Source organism: Microbacterium paraoxydans, assembly GCF_900105335.1.
Lineage (GTDB): Bacteria > Actinomycetota > Actinomycetes > Actinomycetales > Microbacteriaceae > Microbacterium > Microbacterium paraoxydans.
Map to the genome: position 1 here is coordinate 1501446 of NZ_LT629770.1, position 17992 is coordinate 1519437.

The 17992-nt window shown below is 68.9% G+C and carries 14 protein-coding genes, 2 tRNA genes and 1 rRNA gene; 2 read left to right on the forward strand and 15 right to left on the reverse strand.

The window, feature by feature from the left end; genetic code table 11:
* Positions 1-198 precede the first annotated feature (198 nt).
* The 7 genes from BLU02_RS07615 to BLU02_RS07645 all read right to left on the reverse strand — a co-directional run bounded on the left by BLU02_RS07615 (position 199) and on the right by BLU02_RS07645 (position 7195).
* Positions 199-1723, reverse strand: a 16S ribosomal RNA gene (locus BLU02_RS07615).
* 494 nt (positions 1724-2217) lie between these two features.
* Positions 2218-3570: an MFS transporter gene (locus tag BLU02_RS07620; protein ID WP_231919658.1), complete on the reverse strand. Its 1353-nt coding sequence runs from the start codon at positions 3568-3570 to the stop codon at positions 2218-2220.
* Between the two features lie 42 nt (positions 3571-3612).
* Positions 3613-4827 (reverse strand): alpha-hydroxy acid oxidase, encoded by a 1215-nt coding sequence (locus BLU02_RS07625; protein ID WP_060923426.1) that lies wholly within the window; start codon positions 4825-4827, stop codon positions 3613-3615.
* A 151-nt stretch (positions 4828-4978) separates the two neighbouring features.
* Positions 4979-5707, reverse strand: a complete 729-nt coding sequence (locus tag BLU02_RS07630) for a GntR family transcriptional regulator (protein WP_060923425.1) — start codon at positions 5705-5707, stop codon at positions 4979-4981.
* Positions 5708-5847: 140 nt separating this feature from the next.
* Positions 5848-5920, reverse strand: a tRNA-Ala gene (locus BLU02_RS07635).
* A 92-nt stretch (positions 5921-6012) separates the two neighbouring features.
* A tRNA-Ser gene (locus BLU02_RS07640) sits at positions 6013-6103 on the reverse strand.
* A 45-nt stretch (positions 6104-6148) separates the two neighbouring features.
* Entirely contained in the window at positions 6149-7195 is a 1047-nt protein-coding gene (locus BLU02_RS07645) for a hypothetical protein (protein WP_060923424.1), read from the reverse strand.
* 175 nt (positions 7196-7370) lie between these two features.
* Between BLU02_RS07645 and BLU02_RS07650 the strand changes: the two genes are divergently transcribed.
* Entirely contained in the window at positions 7371-8153 is a 783-nt protein-coding gene (locus tag BLU02_RS07650) for a hypothetical protein (protein ID WP_060923423.1), read from the forward strand.
* Between the two features lie 3 nt (positions 8154-8156).
* Here the strand turns inward: BLU02_RS07650 and cydC are convergent, their stop codons facing one another.
* Genes cydC through BLU02_RS07675 form a run of 5 tightly spaced genes read right to left on the reverse strand, consistent with a single transcriptional unit; the run spans position 8157 to position 14598 of the window.
* On the reverse strand, positions 8157-9824 hold the full coding sequence (gene cydC, locus BLU02_RS07655; protein WP_083370925.1) for a thiol reductant ABC exporter subunit CydC: 1668 nt from the start codon (positions 9822-9824) through the stop codon (positions 8157-8159).
* Positions 9821-11482, reverse strand: a complete 1662-nt coding sequence (cydD, locus tag BLU02_RS07660; protein WP_060922500.1) for a thiol reductant ABC exporter subunit CydD — start codon at positions 11480-11482, stop codon at positions 9821-9823. The genes cydC and cydD overlap by 4 nt, the downstream gene beginning before the upstream one ends.
* Positions 11479-12507: a cytochrome d ubiquinol oxidase subunit II gene (cydB, locus tag BLU02_RS07665; protein ID WP_060922499.1), complete on the reverse strand. Its 1029-nt coding sequence runs from the start codon at positions 12505-12507 to the stop codon at positions 11479-11481. The genes cydD and cydB overlap by 4 nt, the downstream gene beginning before the upstream one ends.
* A gap of 14 nt (positions 12508-12521) precedes the next feature.
* Positions 12522-13937, reverse strand: coding sequence for a cytochrome ubiquinol oxidase subunit I (locus tag BLU02_RS07670; RefSeq protein ID WP_060922498.1), 1416 nt, complete (start codon positions 13935-13937; stop codon positions 12522-12524).
* Positions 13924-14598: a helix-turn-helix transcriptional regulator gene (locus tag BLU02_RS07675; RefSeq protein WP_060922497.1), complete on the reverse strand. Its 675-nt coding sequence runs from the start codon at positions 14596-14598 to the stop codon at positions 13924-13926. The genes BLU02_RS07670 and BLU02_RS07675 overlap by 14 nt, the downstream gene beginning before the upstream one ends.
* Before the next feature lie 100 nt (positions 14599-14698).
* Here BLU02_RS07675 and radA point away from each other — a divergent pair, with 100 nt between their 5' ends.
* Positions 14699-16066, forward strand: a complete 1368-nt coding sequence (gene radA / locus BLU02_RS07680; protein WP_060922496.1) for a DNA repair protein RadA — start codon at positions 14699-14701, stop codon at positions 16064-16066.
* 18 nt (positions 16067-16084) lie between these two features.
* On the opposite strand, the gene BLU02_RS07685 is transcribed toward radA, so the two are convergent.
* From BLU02_RS07685 to BLU02_RS07695, 3 genes are all read right to left on the reverse strand, one after another.
* Positions 16085-16504, reverse strand: a complete 420-nt coding sequence (locus tag BLU02_RS07685) for a hypothetical protein (protein ID WP_060922495.1) — start codon at positions 16502-16504, stop codon at positions 16085-16087.
* A 243-nt stretch (positions 16505-16747) separates the two neighbouring features.
* Positions 16748-17392, reverse strand: a complete 645-nt coding sequence (locus tag BLU02_RS07690) for a hypothetical protein (RefSeq protein WP_060922494.1) — start codon at positions 17390-17392, stop codon at positions 16748-16750.
* 61 nt (positions 17393-17453) lie between these two features.
* Positions 17454-17954 carry an amino-acid N-acetyltransferase gene (locus BLU02_RS07695; RefSeq protein WP_060922493.1) on the reverse strand — a complete coding sequence of 167 codons (501 nt, stop codon included), beginning with the start codon at positions 17952-17954 and terminating at the stop codon, positions 17454-17456.
* Positions 17955-17992 lie beyond the last annotated feature (38 nt).

Genomic DNA, 17992 nt, shown 5'->3' on the forward strand with positions numbered 1-17992 from the left:
ATCCGCATCCGGTCCCTCAGGACCCAACAGCGTGCAGGCACCGGTCCCCTCACCCAGAACCTTCCAACCACCGAAGCGGCGTACTAGTCCCGAGATCAGATCTCGATGCCATGTCAAATGTTCCACCCATGAGCTCCCAGCGAAGAACGTATGCCTTCGAACCGGGTTCTGGACGCCGAAGCGTCAGATGCTCCTTAGAAAGGAGGTGATCCAGCCGCACCTTCCGGTACGGCTACCTTGTTACGACTTAGTCCTAATTACCGATCCCACCTTCGACAGCTCCCTCCACAAGGGTTAGGCCACCGGCTTCAGGTGTTACCGACTTTCATGACTTGACGGGCGGTGTGTACAAGACCCGGGAACGTATTCACCGCAGCGTTGCTGATCTGCGATTACTAGCGACTCCGACTTCATGAGGTCGAGTTGCAGACCTCAATCCGAACTGGGACCGGCTTTTTGGGATTCGCTCCACCTCACGGTATTGCAGCCCTTTGTACCGGCCATTGTAGCATGCGTGAAGCCCAAGACATAAGGGGCATGATGATTTGACGTCATCCCCACCTTCCTCCGAGTTGACCCCGGCAGTATCCCATGAGTTCCCACCATTACGTGCTGGCAACATAGAACGAGGGTTGCGCTCGTTGCGGGACTTAACCCAACATCTCACGACACGAGCTGACGACAACCATGCACCACCTGTTTACGAGTGTCCAAAGAGTTGACCATTTCTGGCCCGTTCTCGTATATGTCAAGCCTTGGTAAGGTTCTTCGCGTTGCATCGAATTAATCCGCATGCTCCGCCGCTTGTGCGGGTCCCCGTCAATTCCTTTGAGTTTTAGCCTTGCGGCCGTACTCCCCAGGCGGGGAACTTAATGCGTTAGCTGCGTCACGGAATCCGTGGAATGGACCCCACAACTAGTTCCCAACGTTTACGGGGTGGACTACCAGGGTATCTAAGCCTGTTTGCTCCCCACCCTTTCGCTCCTCAGCGTCAGTTACGGCCCAGAGATCTGCCTTCGCCATCGGTGTTCCTCCTGATATCTGCGCATTCCACCGCTACACCAGGAATTCCAATCTCCCCTACCGCACTCTAGTCTGCCCGTACCCACTGCAGGCCCGAGGTTGAGCCTCGGGATTTCACAGCAGACGCGACAAACCGCCTACGAGCTCTTTACGCCCAATAATTCCGGATAACGCTTGCGCCCTACGTATTACCGCGGCTGCTGGCACGTAGTTAGCCGGCGCTTTTTCTGCAGGTACCGTCACTTTCGCTTCTTCCCTGCTAAAAGAGGTTTACAACCCGAAGGCCGTCATCCCTCACGCGGCGTTGCTGCATCAGGCTTTCGCCCATTGTGCAATATTCCCCACTGCTGCCTCCCGTAGGAGTCTGGGCCGTGTCTCAGTCCCAGTGTGGCCGGTCACCCTCTCAGGCCGGCTACCCGTCGACGCCTTGGTGAGCCATTACCTCACCAACAAGCTGATAGGCCGCGAGCCCATCCCCAACCGAAAAATCTTTCCAAACGCAGACCATGCGGTCACGTCACATATCCAGTATTAGACGCCGTTTCCAGCGCTTATCCCAGAGTCAGGGGCAGGTTGCTCACGTGTTACTCACCCGTTCGCCACTGATCCCACAGAGCAAGCTCCGTGTTCACCGTTCGACTTGCATGTGTTAAGCACGCCGCCAGCGTTCATCCTGAGCCAGGATCAAACTCTCCGTAAAAAGAAATTGCATACGAACCGGGGAAAAACCGGAACGCAGCGAGTTTGATGCTGACCAAAGAGACGAATTCATTGCTGACTTCATCCGTTGCCAACCCCACAAGGAGGTTGGTCTTTGATCCAAAGGAATTCTCACCCAGCCGAAGCTAGACGAGGATAATTTGGCATTTGACAAGTGCACGCTGTTGAGTTCTCAAGGATCGGATGCTCCCACGACCCAGCCATCACGACCAGGCCCGCAGGGCAACTTCTCTATCTTACCGATCTCGTTTCCGTTGTCAAGTCCGAGTTTCTTCGGCCTGACCGTGGGAACGGATCAGCATCCTTCATCCTGTTCACTCAGTGAGTGTGTGGGATTCGGGAGGTGTTCGATGCTTGACGGGAGCCGGTCCGAGGACCTCCGCTCAACCGTTTGGGGCGAACAGGTAATAACTTACGTGGGTTCCGGGCATCGGGCAAATCACCGCCGATTCCCGGGCGTGTCGCCCGTTCCCCTCACTCTGACGCGCTTCCGGTCGGCGCGAACCGAGAGGCACCGGAGAGGTCCTCGGGCTGCAGGTCCCCGATGCGCTTCGGCGTCGCGACGACGGCCAGCAGGGACACCAGGCAGGCGCCGATCACGAACAGCACCACGAGCCAGAGTCCTCCCCCGGCGGCCGCGACGAGAGCGGTGGCGATGAGGGGAGTCGGGCCGGCGACCAGGGCGCCGTTGAGCTCCCGGGCCGTCGCGACGCCGGTGAAGCGGTACCGGGTCGGGAAGAGGTTCGTGAGGAAGGTCCCCGTGGAGGCCGCGGTCGCGCCCACGGCAACGACGCCGAGCGCCGTCATCCCGAGAGCGGCCAGCACCGGGTCGCCGGACTGCAGCGAGAGGAAGACCGGGTACGTGAGGGCGATCCCGGCGACGGAGCCGAATACGACCACGCGCTTGGCCCCGAAGCGATCGACCGCGACCCCGCCGAGGACGGGAGCGAAGGCGGTGAGCAGTGAAGAGACCAGGACCGCGGTCAGCGCCTCGACCCGGGGCATCCCGACCGTCAGCGTGAGGTAGCTGAGGGCGAAAGCGCTGAGCACATAGTTCGTCACGTTGTGACCGCACACACTGAAGAAGCCGAGGATGAGTTCGCGGGGACTGCGGCGGAAGAGCTCTGCCAGGGGCACCTTCGTCGCGGCGTGCTCGGCGTTCGCCACGGCGTCCCGGTACTCAGGCGTCTCCTCGAGGCGGCGACGGATCCACAGCGCGAGGACGAAGAGGACGGCGGAGACCAGGAACGGGATGCGCCAGGCCCAGCCGAGCAGCACGTCGCCGGGAAGCATCGACGCGAGCGTGAAGGCCAACGTCGCGAGGAATGCTCCGCCAGGTGCGCCCGAGGTGACCAGTCCGATCACCCGTCCCCGGCGCGGTTCGGGTGCGTACTCCGCGACGAGCGTGAGGGCACCGGCGAGTTCCGCTCCGGCACCGAAGCCCTGGATGAAGCGGAACAGGATGAGCAGGATCGGCGCGGCCAACCCGATCGCCTCGGCGGTCGGGAGGACCCCGATGCCCACGGTCGCGATCCCCATGAGCACGATGGTCAGGATCATCGCGGGCTTCCGGCCGACCCGGTCACCGAGGTGGGAGATGAGGAGGCCGCCGAGCGGCCGCACGACGAAGCCGACGGCGAAGGTCGCGAAGGCGAGCATCGAGGCGGAGGCCGGGATGACGTCCGGGAAGAAGAGCGGGCCGATCACGAGGCCCGCGGCGGCGCCGTAGAGGGCGTAGTCGTACCACTCGATGAGGGTGCCGAAGTAGGCTGCGGCGATCGCGCGCCTCGCCTGCGGGGTCATAGTGCGCTGCTGTTCGTTGGCCATGGGGTGTCCTTTCGTCATTGAAAAGTGCTGGCGTGGTCGTGGCTATCCGGTGAGCGCGAGGACCGCGGTCCCCCGGCCGCGCAGCTCGGCGGTCGTGCGCACGCCGAGGAGCTGCATCGTCGACAGGGTCTCGTTCGCCACCAGGTCGAGCGCCCTCTCGACCCCCACCCGGCCGCCCGCCATGAGGCCGTACATGTATCCCCGGCCGAGGAAGACGAAGTCGGCCCCCGCGGCGATCGCGGCCACGACGTCGAGCCCACTGCGGATACCGGAGTCGAGCACGATGGGGACGTCGTCGCCGAGGGCGGCCCGCACGGCGCCCACGACCTCGATCGGCGCGATCGCACGGTCGAGCTGGCGCCCACCGTGGTTGGAGAGCCAGATGGCGTCCGCGCCGGCGTCGATGAAGCGCTCGGCGTCGGTGGCGGACAGGACGCCCTTCACCACGATCGGCCCGTTCCAGTGTGTCCGCAGCCAGCGCACGTCGTCCAAGGACAGCGCGGGATCGAACATGCTGCTCACCACGTCGGTGACGCTTCCAGACCGCGGGCCGAAGTTCGCCATGGCCGGTGCGTCGTGCGCCAGAAGGTCGAGCGACCACGCCGGGTGGAGTGCAGACTGCGCGGCAGTGCGCAGCGTCAGACGCGGCGGCATCGAAAGTCGATTGCGGTCGTCGCGGTAGCGCTGCCCCGGGACCCGAGTGTCGACGGTCAGCACGAGCGTGTCGAACCCTGCCACGGCGGCCCGCTCGATGAGGGCGAGCGACGCGGCGCGATCGCGCCGCAAGTACAGCTGGAACCAGCGGCGCGCATCGGGGGCGGCGTCAGCGACGTGCTCGATGCTCCGCGTGCCCATCGTGGAGAGCACGAAGGGCACGTTGCGGTTCGCAGCCGCACGCACACCGTCGGTCTCGCCGGCCGCACGCATGAGGGCGGTGAGGCCGATCGGGGCAATGCCGATGGGCATCGCGTGCTCGCGTCCCAGCAGCCGGGTGGCGAGCGACGCTCCCGCTGCGCTCTCGGTGACGGATGGCACGAATCTCCGGCGGGCGAAGGCCGACACGTTGTCGCGCGCAGCCTGCTCGGTCACCGCGGCACCCTCGACGTAATCGAAGACGAATCCGGGAACGCGTCGCTTCGCGAGCCGTCGGAGGTCGTCGAGGCTGCGGGCTTCAGCCACGCGCGTCGCCTCGGTGGGGAGCGCGGGCGGAGCGAAGCTCAACAGCTCGGTGAAGGTGCGGATGCGACGTCGCAACAAACCTGGATCCTCTCGGCAACTCCCATCGAGGTCGAAGAGCCGACCGCGGTGTCGGCACCACCATAGCTCCCGAATATCTTGTGCACAATAGGCATATACCTCAGATATATCTCAAGTGCTCATGACGCCACGAGGACGAGGCCAGGGTGGGTCAGGCTTCGAGGAACGCCTGGAGGACGAACTCCCGCAGCTCGACGAGGTGTCGGCGCATGGCCTCCTCGGCCGCCCGCGGATCGCCGGTGCGGATCGCTTCGAGCACCTGCTGGTGCCCGTTGTTCTCGACGTCCGAGTGGATGCGTGCATCGATCGCCGGGATCAGGTGATGACTCCGCGTCGTCTCGTCGAACAGTCCGCTCATGAGCGTCTTCGCCCGAGCGTTGCGTGCCGCGCCGAGGATGCACTCGTGGAACGCGCGGGCCGCATCGGTCAGCTCCGCCGTACCGGAGCCGCTGCGCTGCGCGTCCAGGATCGAGCTGAGCTCCTCGACGAAGGCCTCGTTGCCGTAGCGCGTCGCCCCTGCCGCCATCGGCGGTTCGATGATCAACCGCAGGTCGAGCACCTCGCGCACCTCGCTGATACCCAGCGGGCGGACGACGTAACCGCGACGAGGGAGCGCGACGACGAGCCCTTCGACGACGAGGATCTGCAGTGCCTCCCGCACCGGCGTCTTCGACACCCCGAACCGCGCGGCCAGCTCGGGTTCGATGACGACCTCGCCCGGCGCGAGCCGCGTGCGGACGATGTCGTCCCGAAGCGCCACGTACACCTTCTGCGTGCGGGACAGCACCCGATTCCCCTCACCGAGGGCTGCGGCACGGCGCTGGCTGTCGACGGCATGCGTGTGCAGGGTCGAGCCGGATTCGCTGGGCGTCGCGTCCATGTCCTCAGCCTAGGGGCACCGCATCGAACCCCCGGCCGCTGCCGAGCGGTCTCGTCGCGGCGATCGGATCGGTCGCGTGCCCCAACGAAAGAACCTCGCCCCGCGAGGCTGCGGGGCGAGGTTCTTTCGTTCTGTTCCTGTGGACCTAAGGGGATTCGAACCCCTGACCTCCTCGATGCGAACGAGGCGCGCTACCAACTGCGCCATAGGCCCGTGAACGACATCTACGTTATCACGCTCGGGATCCCGGACATGACGAAGGCCCCGCATCTCCGTCGTTACAACGGGAGTCGGGGCCTTCGTGGTGGCGGTGACGGTGGGATTTGAACCCACGGTAGGGGGTTACCCTACACAACTTTTCGAGAGTTGCACCTTCGGCCGCTCGGACACGTCACCGCGGATCAGTTTACGACACCGGGGCCGAGCGCGCGAATCGGCCGGTCACCAGGCGGCGGCGACCTCGGCGTGGGCGCGGAGGATGCCCTCCGTGGACCCGGCGGGGGCGCGCCCGATGCCGCACTCCGTGGCGACGCCGAACTCCGGCGCGAACGGGACGGCGGCGGCGATCCGGCGACGGGCACCCTCCGCGCCGTCCTCCCGGTGCACGAGGCCGAGGTAGAGCTCCTCGACCGGGGTGAGCGCGGCGAGCGGGGCGAAGTAGGCCTCGTCATCGTGGCCGATCGGCACGGGAAGGTGCAGCCAGGTGAGCGGACGGTGGGCCGCGGCGATGACGGCGTTGGCGTAGCGGACGAGGGAGCCGGCGTCGGTCGGCTCGAAGAAGTGCTTCTCCCCCGCGTCGCCGTAGCAGAGGTGCACGCCCACCTCGACGTCGTCCGGGACCGCGTCGACGAGGGCGGCCAGACGCGAGACGAGGCCGTCGAACGGGTCGCCGGGCCACCACGCCTCCATGACGGCCCCGTACCCGGAGGCACCCTCGATGATGCCCATCTCGCTCGCGACGTCCCACTGCACGGCGAGGTCGTCGTGCGGGATCGCGGCGAGGATCTCGTCGAGCTCGCGGAGCATCGCGGCGGTGTACACGGGTTCGATCGCGGCCCGGTCGTCGCCGTGGAAGAACGAGGAGATGACGGCGAGCGGGGTGGGCAGCGACACCTGGAACCGGGTGCCCGCCGGCACCGCCCCCTCCTCACGCAGCCGGGCGAAGAGCCCGTACGACTCGATCGCCGCGGAGGCGTACCCCAGCGGAGGCAGTGCGATCGTCGCCGGGTCCACGCCCTCGGCGATCCGCAGGCCCCGGGCGTCGATGCCGGCGGGGAACGGGATGGGCTCGTCGCCGATCCGCTCGATGCCGTCCGCCTGGCCGATGACGTCGGGCTGGAACATGATCCAGTGGAACCGTTTGCCCACCTCGCCGTCCGGGATGCGACGCAACCGGTCGCCGAGCAGCTCCGCAGCGGTGCGCATCGTGGTCTCGGCGTCGTCGAAGTTCACACTGCCCACGAGAAGGGCACCCTGGGGCTGCGTCATGGCCTCAGGATATCCCTCGCCGACCCACCCCCTTCCGGCCGAGCCACCCCTCTGCGCGCGGGCGGAAGGGGTGGGACACACGCAAGGGGGTGGGGCGGCGAGGGGAGGTCGGGATTAGGATTGCCTAAGAACCCGCCGCCTCCGGGGGCAGAACGACGGGAAGGATGCAAGCAGCATGGGATTCATCACGTCTGCGGCACTCGCCGAGACCGGGTATGTGGTCCTCGACGACGAGACCACCCCGATGGACCCGTCCGAGTGGCAGGACCTCGAGTACGTCGGCTGGCGCTCCTCCGGCATCACCCGCTTCGCACCCCTGACGAGCTACGCCGGCGAGATCGACTGCAACGGCTTCTGGAACCACACGCCACCGCGCACCGACAAGGACGGCGTCTGGATTCCCTCGCAGGTCGCGATCGCCCCGACCCTGCAGCGCCGCGCCCTGGCCCCGGGCGCCGGCGTCGGCCGCTGCCGGGTCATCGAACTCCAGCCGAACGACTACGCCGACGCGATCTACAACCTGCACCAGGACGACAACAACCGCCTCAACGAGCCGGGCACGGGCTGGGTGGTCCGCGGGTACTACAACCTCACCGATGACACCGACTCGATGCTCATCCTCCGCTCCGACCGGTTCGACCCGGCCACGGAGGTGCGGCTGCCGCTGCGCGCCGGCTCCCGGATCATCGTCGACACGCAGCGCTTCTGGCATGCCGTGTGGCATCGCGGCACAGGTCCCCGGTACGCGCTCATCACCTCCTGGACCAGCGGCCCCGAGCTCGACGCGTACATCGCCGCGCACCACGGCGACCCGCATCCGCCGACGGTCGACCTCGACCCGCGTCTGGTGGACGAGGCGCAGGTCGAGATGCACCGCCGGATCGAGGAGCGCCGTCGCGCGTTCGAGGCGCAGGGCATCGTGATGGAGCCGCCCGCCGACATGAACCTCGTCGGCTGAGGCTCAGACCGTCCGGCCGCCCTCGATCCGCACGACCCGGTCGACCGTCCCCGCGGGCGGCGCCACGTGCGAGATGAGCAGCACCGACTGCTCCCCCGTCGCCTGCAGCAGGTCGCGCAGCAGAGCGTCCGAGGCCTCGGGGTCGACGCCCGCCGTCGGCTCGTCCAGCACGAGCACCGGGAAGCCGCGGAGCAGCGCGCGAGCCAGGGCGATCCGCTGCGCCTGACCGCCGGACACCAGCGCACCGCGGTCACCCACCCGCGCATCGAGCCCCCCGCGCTCGCGCACCCACGCCGCGAGTCCCACGCGGTCGAGCACGGCGAGGAGCTCCTCGTCGGTGGCCGTGTCCCTGGCGAAGAGGAGGTTCTGCCGCACGTCCTCGTCGAAGAGCTGCGGCTGCTGCTCGCACAGACCGACGACGCGGCGCAGGGACGGCCCGGACAGCGACGCCGCCTCGAGATCGCCGACCCGGTACTCGCCGTCCACACGGAGGAAGCCCACGAGCGCGGCCGCCAGCGAGCTCTTGCCCGCCCCGCTCGCCCCGGAGACGAGCACCCGCTCGCCGGGCGCGAGGTCGAGGTCGACGCCGGTCAGCGCCGGCGCTCCTCCGGGCCAGTGCGCCGTGGCTCCCCGCAGCGTGAGCGCGGGGACGCCGTCGACCTCGACATCCTCCCCCGCGTCGGTCCGCAGCTCCGGCGGCATCCGTTCGGGCAGCACGTCCACGATGCGCTCCGCGCTCGCGCGGACGCTCCGCCACGAGGCCGCCGCGATGGGCACGGCGCCGAACACCTCGAACACGACCATCGGCACGAGCACCGCCACCGCGAGCCACGGGGCGTCGATGGCCCCGGTGGCGAGGCCTGGGGCTGCCACCGCCAGCGCCCACACCGAGGCGGCGCCGGCCATCAGCGAGACGACGCCGGCGGCGACGGCCTGCGCCAACGACGCCCGACCGACGACCCGACGCAGGGCGGCATCCGCGACGCGGATCCGCTCTCGGGCCTGCGCCTCCGCTCCGAACGCGAGCAGCACGTCGAGGCTGCCGAAGTAGTCGACGAGGGCCGCGGACACCTCGGCCCGACGCGCCGACACCGCGGCCTCCGCACGGGAGCCGAAGATCCAGCCCAGCCCGACGGCGGCGAGCGCGGCGACGAGGAGGCAGACGGCGAGGGTGAGCGCGGCGGGCGGCGAGACGAAGGCGAGGAAGCCGACGGCCCCCACGGCGACGACGCCCGAGACGGCGAGCGGCTGCACGACCCGGAGCGGGAGGTTCTGCAGATTCTCCACGTCATCGACGAGGGCCGCGAGCACCTGGCCCCGGTCCGTCGCGCCGAGCCCCGCCGGCGAGAGCGGGATGAGGCGGCGCACCATCTCGGACCGGGTCGTCGCGAGCTGCCGCAGCGCGGCGTCGTGACCGCTCAGCCGCTCGAGGTACCGCGTGACGGCTCGGGTCACGGCGAAGAACCGCACTCCGACGACCGCGATGGACAGCGGCACGAGGGAGTCGACGATCGACGCGCTCACGATCAGCCAGCCGCTCACCGCGAGCAGGCTCACGGCGGCGGCGGCCGACAGCACGCCCCAGATCAGCCCGGGGAGGAAGCGGCGGAACGTCGGCTGTGCGAGCCGGAGCACCTCCCGGACCCGGTCGCTGCGGGTCGTCTCATTCATGCGCTCACCCCCAGCGCCACGATCCGGTCGGCGATGTCCCTGGCCGAGCGGCGGTGCGAGACGAGCAGGACGGTCGCGCCGGCATCCGCCCGCGTGCGCAGCGACCGCCACAGCCGCTCCTCGGTGTCGGCGTCGAGGGCGCTGGAGGGCTCATCGAGCGCGAGCAGCCGCTCCGGCATTGCGTCGTGGCGGTACAGCGCTCTGGCCACCGCGACGCGCTGCGCCTGTCCTCCCGACAGCCCTGCGCCCTGCACGCCCAGCACGCGGTCGGCCTCGACGCCCTCGGCGCACGCGGCGTCGAGCGCCCGGCGCACACGGGCGAGGTCGGGAGACCCATCGCCGAGGGCGACGTTCTCCGCGACCGTGCCCCGCATCAGCCCCGGCGTCTGCCCGGCCCAGGCGAGCCAGTCGGACGGCGCGAGTTCGGCGACGTCCCGTCCGCCCCAGGTCGCGGAGCCCGTGGAGTCCACCGCCCCGCGGAGAGCGGCGAGCAGACTCGACTTCCCGGAGCCGCTCGGCCCCTCGATCAGGGTCACCGTCCCCGGCTCCGCGACGAACGACACCGGCGGCAGGTCTCGCACGCGGAGTCCCTCGACCACGAGTCCCCGCCGTTCCGTCCGCACGACCTGGCCACGGCTGCCGGACGAGTCCACGGGGTTCGGTCGTGCATCCGTGCCGAGGTCGTGCGGGCGCACGCCGCCCCGGTCCCGGTCGCGCGCCGCATCCAGCACGTCGAACACGTCTTCCGTGGCCGCGACGCCTTCGGCCGCCGCGTGGAACTGCACGCCCACCTGACGGATGGGGAGGAAGGCCTCCGGGGCGAGCAGCAGCACGAAGAGACCGACCTCCAGACTCAGGTCGCCCGACAGCAGCCGGAACCCGACCGCGACCGCGATGAGCGCGACCGCGAGTGACGACAGCAGCTCCATCGCGAACCCGGAGAGGAACGAGAACCGCAGCACCTTCATGGTCTCGCGGCGGTACTCGTCGGCGGTCACCTCGATGCGGTCGGCTGCCCGACGGTCCCGGCCGAACAGCCGCAGCGTCGACAGCCCCTGCACCGTGTCGGCGAAGCGGGCGGCGAGGTGCTGCAGCGTCTGCCACTGCTTCCTCTGCACCGTGCGGGTCGCGATCCCGATGAGGATGAGGAAAAGCGGGATGAGCGGCAGGGTGATGACGGCGGTGAGCCCGCTCGGCCAGTCCTGCCACCACATGACCGCGACGAGCACCGGCGTCGCGATGACGGTGAGCACGAGCTGCGGGATGTACCGCGCGAAGTATGCGTCGAGGGCTTCCAGGCCGTGACCGGCGGTGACGGCGATCTGCGTCTGGTTGCGCTGGGCGAGCCACCCCGGGCCGAGGCGTCCGACGGCCGCGACGAGCGCCGCGCGCAGCTGCATCCCGGTGCGGGCGGCGGCCTGCGTGCCCGCGGCGTCGGAGGCCGCGATGAGCAGACCCCGCACGAGGGCGGTCCCGAGCAGCCAGACCAGGGTCGTGGTGACGTCGCGCCCCGCGATGGCCCCCACGACCGCCTCGGTGAGCAGCCACGCGAAGGCGATCGTCACCGCGGTCTGGAAGACGCCGATCGCGGCCGACGCCAGGAGGAACCCCCGGGCGGCGGCCGCGTATCGGAGCAGCCTCGGATCGACGGGTTTCACGCGTGCGCCGGAGCCCCCTCGATCGACCGGCGGGTGACGCGCTTGCGGAACACCCAGTAGGTCCAGGTCTGGTACGCGATGACCAGCGGAAGGGCGATCAGCGCGGTCCAGCTCATGATCTGCAGCGTATACGGAGTGCTGGACGCGTTGGCGATCGTGAGGCTGTACGCCGGATCGATGGTCGACGGCATGACGAACGGGAACAGGGCGGAGAACAGCATGACGACGGCGAACATGACCGTGAGCATGCCGGAGAAGAACGCCCACCCCTCGCGGCGGACCAGCGAGAAGCCGACCGCCGCGATCAGGCTGACCGCTGCGAGCGCACCGGCTCCGATGACGAGCCAGAGCAGCGGAGCCTCGCGGCCCATCGCGATCGCGACCGTCCAGATCACCGTCGCGGCGGCGACGAGGATCGTCGGGATGGCGGCCTTCTTCGCGAGCTTCTGCGCGTCCTCGTGCACCTGGCCGTCCGTCTTCAGCGCGACGAACAGCACGCCGTGCAGGAAGAAGAGCAGCAGGGTCGTCACGCCGACCAGCAGCGCATACGGGTTGAGCAGCGAGAAGAAGCCGCCGACGTAGATGTGGTTCTCATCGATCGCCACCCCCTGCACGATGTTCCCGAAGGCGACGCCCCAGAGCAGTGCCGGGACGACCGACCCGATCACGATCATCCGGTCGAAGCCCTGCTTCCACTTGCGACTCTCCCGCTGATGGCGGTACTCGAAAGAGACGCCGCGGAGGATGAGCGCGAGCAGGATGAGCAGCAGCGGCAGGTAGAACCCGCTGAACAGCGTGGCGTACCACTCGGGGAACGAGGCGAACAGCGAGGCTCCGGCCACGATGACCCACGTCTCGTTGAGGTCCCACACGGGGCCGATCGTGTTGATGACCTGCCGGCGGGACACGTCGTTCTTGCCGAGGAACGGCAGCGACATGCCCACACCGAAGTCGAACCCGTCGAGGACGAAGTAGCCGACGAACAGGAAGGCGACCACCCAGAACCAGATCGTTGCGAGATCCATGATGCTCGTTCCTCTCAGTACACGACCGACGGCAGCTGAGCCGTCTCCTCATGGGGCTGTTCGTCGGTGTCCGGCCCCTTCTGGGCGGCCTTGACGATCAGCCGGACCTCGACCACGGCCAGCGCGGCGTAGATCGCGGTGAAGGCGATCAGCGAGATCAGAACCTCGAGTCCGCTCACGCCGGGCGAGACGCCGTCGCGGGTGGACATCAGACCGAACACGATCCAGGGCTGTCGACCCATCTCGGTGAACACCCAGCCCATGATGTTGGCGGCGAGCGCGAGCGGGAACGACCAGATCGCGACCTTCCACATCCACGGCGCGACCGGCTTGGTGGCCTTCTTGCGGGTGACCCAGAGGCCGGCGACGGCGACGAGGGCGGCGGCCATACCGAGGCCGATCATCCAGCGGAACGACCAGTAGGTGATCCACAGGACGGGGGCGAAGTCGGTGAGACCGGTGCTCGCATAGGTCTGGGCGTACTCGGCGTTCAGGTCGTTGATGCCGTGCACACAGGCGTCGAGCGTGTGGGTCGACAGCAGCGACAGCAGGTACGGCACCCGGATCGAGAACAGCTCCGAGCTGCCGTCCGGCGTGCCCAGCGTGAAGATGCTGAAGGAGGCGTCGGCGCCGCAGACGGTGTTGAACGTCGCCTCGGCGGCGGCCATCTTCATCGGCTGCGCGGCGTACATCGCGAGGCCCAGCTGGTCGCCGGTGAGCACGACGCCCGCGGTGGAGAAGATCATCGCCCAGAGGCCGAACTTCAGCGAGATGCGCATCGTGTCGAAGTGCTGCCCGCGCGCCAGGTGCCAGGCGGACACCGAGATGACGACACCGGCGGCGAACATGAGCGCGCCGAAGATGGTGTGCGGGAACGCGGCGAGGGCGACGGGGTTGGTCAGCAGCGCCCAGAAGTCGGTGAGCTCGGCGCGGTTGGTCACCTCGTTGTAGGTGTAGCCGACCGGGTTCTGCATGAACGCGTTGGCGGCGATGATGAAGTACGCCGACAGGATGCTGCCGATCGAGACGCACCAGATGGTGGCCAGGTGGATCTTCTGCGGGAGCTTGTCCCAGCCGAAGATCCAGAGGCCGATGAAGGTCGCCTCGAAGAAGAACGCCAGCAGGCCCTCGAAGGCGAGCGGGGCGCCGAAGACGTCGCCGACGAAGCGGGAGTAGTCCGACCAGTTCATGCCGAACTGGAACTCCTGCACGATGCCGGTGACGACGCCCATCGCGAAGTTGATGAGGAAGATCTTGCCGAAGAAGCGGGTGAGGTGAAGGTACTGCACCTTGCCGGTACGCACCCACGCCGTCTGGAAGATCGCGGCGACGAGCGCCATGCCGATCGTCAGCGGGACGAAGAGGTAGTGGTAGACGGTCGTCAGGCCGAACTGCCATCGGGCCAGGGCGAGCGGATCAAGCCATTCCATGAGCGACTCCCGTTCTGTTCGACGCCTGCGCGGCGGTGTCGCGCAGCTGCACGGTGCATTCGGAGGGCAGCGCGGCCTCGCGCACGCACTCGGCTTCGAGCGGACCCCCCGCTTCTGCAAGGATGCCCTGCATCAGCCCGAGGTGCACCTGGCACAGCATCGGGCGGTCCTCCGGCCGGCCGGCCGCGTGCGGGCACGGACTCAGATCGACGGTCAGACCGCGATCGTCCACGACCGGCTCGAAGCCGCTCTCCTCCAGGTGCTCGACGAGCGCGTCGAGCTGGTAGGTGGCGTCCTTCCCCAGGGTGGTCCCGGTGCCGGGCAGGACGCTGCGGAGGAGGTCGCCGCGACGGGCGGCGGCCTTGGCCTTGTTCCGTGCGACCGGGCTGGAGGCGTCCGGGGCCCCCGTGGCCGCGCGGTACAGCGTGCGCGGGCGCCCCCGGGTGGTGCGGTGCTCAACGGTCGGGATGACGTAGCCGCCCTCGATGAGCCGCTGCAGGTGCTCCCGCACGGTGTTCGGGTGGAGGCCGGTGGCCTCGCACAGATCGCCGATCGCGAGTTCTCCGGAGGCACCGGAGTGCCCGGCCTCGAAGAGGAGGTGCAGGATGCGCACCCGGGAGTAGCTGGAGATCGGCCCGCAGACGGACCCGCCGTTGGACATGTCTCAATTATCGGCCGGGGCCGGTGGCCGTCGGGGGAACCGGGCCGTGAATAATCGCCTGGTCGATAGGGATGTCTGATGCCGCCGATAGCCTGAGGGCATGGCCACCCGGAAACCCGCTCCCCCCGCGTACGTCTGCACCGAGTGCGGGTGGACGACGGCGAAGTGGGTCGGTCGCTGCGGGGAGTGCCAGCAGTGGGGCACGGTCCAGGAGCAGGCCGCGCAGACCGGCATCCTCCGTCGCGTGAACGCGCTCGCTCCGACCGCCGACCGCGCGGCGCGACCGATCACGCAGATCACGACGCAGGATGCGCCGCGACGCACGAGCGGCGTCGGCGAGTTCGACCGGGTGCTCGGCGGCGGCATCGTGCCGGGTGCCGCGATCCTCCTCAGCGGAGAACCGGGCGTGGGCAAGTCGACCCTGCTGCTCGAAGTCGCCGCGCAGGCCGCGCGGAGCGGGCGTCGGGTGCTCTACGCGAGCGCCGAGGAGTCGCCGGCCCAGGTGCGCCTGCGGGCGGAGCGGACGGGCGCTCTGCACGATGAGCTCTACCTCGCGAGCGAGACCGACCTCGCCACCATCCTCGGCCACATCGACGAGGTGCAGCCGCAGCTCGTCATCGTCGACTCCGTGCAGACCGTGTCGTCGTCCCTCACCGACGGCGCTGCCGGTCAGCCCAGCCAGGTGCGGGAGGTCGCCGCGACCCTGATCCGGGTGGCGAAGGAGCGCGATCTGCCGATCGTCATCGTCGGGCACGTGACGAAAGACGGCCAGGTGGCGGGGCCTCGGGTGCTGGAGCACCTCGTCGACGTCGTGTGCCACTTCGAGGGCGACCGGCAGACCTCGCTGCGCTTCATCCGCGCGCTGAAGAACCGCTTCGGCCCCACCGACGAGGTCGGCTGCTTCGAGATGACCGGAGACGGCATCGCCGAGGTGCCCGACCCCTCCGGCCTGTTCCTGTCGCAGGGCGCCTCCGAGCCGGGGACCTGCGTGGCCATCTCCCTCGAGGGTCGTCGCGCCCTCCCCGTCGAGGTGCAGGCGCTCACCGTGCCGAGCAACGCCCCGAACCCCCGGCGCATCGTGCACGGCCTCGACTCCTCGCGGGTGGCCATGGTGCTGGCGATCCTCGAACGCCGGGCGGGGGTACCCACCGGCAGCCTCGACGTCTACGTGTCCACGGTCGGCGGGGTGCGCTTCACGGAGCCCGCCGCCGATCTGGCCATCGCGATCGCCGTCGCCGGGTCCATCCAGATGATCTCGGTTCCGCGCACGGTCGCCGCCGTCGGCGAGCTCAGCCTCGCGGGCGAGGTGCGGCCGGTGACGCAGGCCGCGCAGCGGCGGTCCGAGGCCGCCCGACTCGGCTACGAGCAGGTGGTCGACGACCGCTCGAAGACACTGCGCGCGGCGCTGGGCGACATCAGGGCACGCAACAACACCCGTCGGCCCGACCGCGACATCCCGCCGTTCTGAGCCGGACGGGCGTCCGGGTCAGGCGTCGAGCGCCTTGAGCAGCTCCACCGGGTCGGCCTGCATCGGGTGCGGTCCCGCGATGTCGAGGAACACGGTCGTGATCGGGTGCGCGGAGAGGAAGGCGCGCAGCCAGGTCGCGTCGTAGATGCCGACGCCCGGCGGCAGGTTCGCCGGCTTGTTCTTCGCGTCGCTGAAGAGCAGCAGAGCGAGGTCGCCCGAGTTCGGGTCCCGGTAGGTCCACACCTCGCCGCTGTCGAGCGGGTTGTCCCGGGCTCCCGGCTTGATGAGCGGGACGACGGTGGTGCCGTGGCGCAACGCGAGGGCGACGGCGGCGACGTCCTGCTTCTCGAGGGCGAGCGCCAGAGCCTCCGACCGGAAGTCCTCGGGGGCGGGCTTCTTCTTCGCGCTCTTCGCGGACTTCGCCTTCTTCGCTGCCATGGCTCCAGCTTAGGCATCGGGGCGGCGTGGCGGCGCCGGAGAAAGATTGGGGCCCTCTCGAGTCCTCCATTGGGGACTGGGGTACTCGAGAGGGCCCTCGGACTCTCGAGCGGCGGTGTCGAAGCGCTGGGGACGCTGTGATTCGACGCCACTGGGGATGGCATGTTGCCGCATAGCGGGAGAGTCACCTCTATGGTATCCCAAAGACCGGGCCCCTGTCAGCACAAGCACCGGCCGCGGCTCTCAGAACAGGAGGATCTGGGTGGTGGTGGCGCTGGGGAACCCGCCGATGGACACGCCCACGTGATACGAGGAGCCACCGCCGGGGGCGCGCTGCCGGTTCTCCTGCGCGCAGGTCTCGACGCTGGATCGGGTGCGATCCCAGACGACCGGCTCCTTGCTCACCACGGTGGACCCGGCGGTGAGCGTGGCGATCATGCTGCTCGGGTTCTCCTGGCAGTCGGTCGAACGCCACCACACGTCCGAGCCGCTGGAGACCGTGAAGACCTGGGTCGTGGAGCCCACGTCGATCGTGCAGTCCCTGGTGCCCTTGTTGGTCAGCGAGATGGAGAGCTTCGGCGTCGCGCCGTCGGTGTACGACTCCGCATCCGTCACGGCCTTCACCTCGACGTCCTTCGCCTCGCACGCGACGACAGCCGGAGTGGCGTCGGCGGACGGCGAGGGGGCCGGGGAGGCAGAACCGGTCGGCGTTGGTCCGGGAGAGGCGGAGGAGGTCGGTGCGGGTGCCGGCTCCTGCGCGCCCGTGGACGCCCACGGCCGGGCGATGAGGAGCCAGACGGACGCGCCGACGATCGCGAGGATGAGGATCAGCCCGAGCAGCACCGCCAGCCGCCGACGACGGTACACGGCGGCGGAGTGACGGGGCATGCCTCCAGGTTAAGCGATCCCCCTCCGCGAGCCTGGGATGCGCGAGGCGGTGGTCCGGGGCTCAGAGCACCTTGAGCATGCGGGTGTTGCCGAGCGTATTCGGCTTCACGTGCGCGAGGTCGAGGAACTCCTCGACGCCGGCGTCTCCGCTGCGCAGGAGCTGCGAGTACACGTCCGGATCGACGACCTGCTCCCCGATCGGGGTGAAGCCGCGACGCCCGAAGAAGTCGACCTCGAACGTGAGGCAGAACAGGCGGGTGAGCCCGAGCGACCGCGCGTTCTCCTCGAGCCGCTCGACGATGGCCCGCCCGACGCCGTGGTGCAGCCAGTCCTCGCGGACGAGCAGGGTGCGCACCTCACCGAGGTCCTCCCAGATCACGTGCAGGGCGCCGCAGCCGATCAGCTCGCCGCCGGCCTCGGCCACGACGAACTCCTGCACGGCGCCGTACAGCACGGCGAGGTCCTTGCCGAGCAGGATGCGCTGCTCCACCATCGGCTGGAGCAGGTTCCGGATGCTGACGATGTCGGCGCTGCGGGCCGGCCGGACGATGTACGCGCTCACCCGACCAGCCTAGGACCCGCCCCTCCCGACGACTCCCA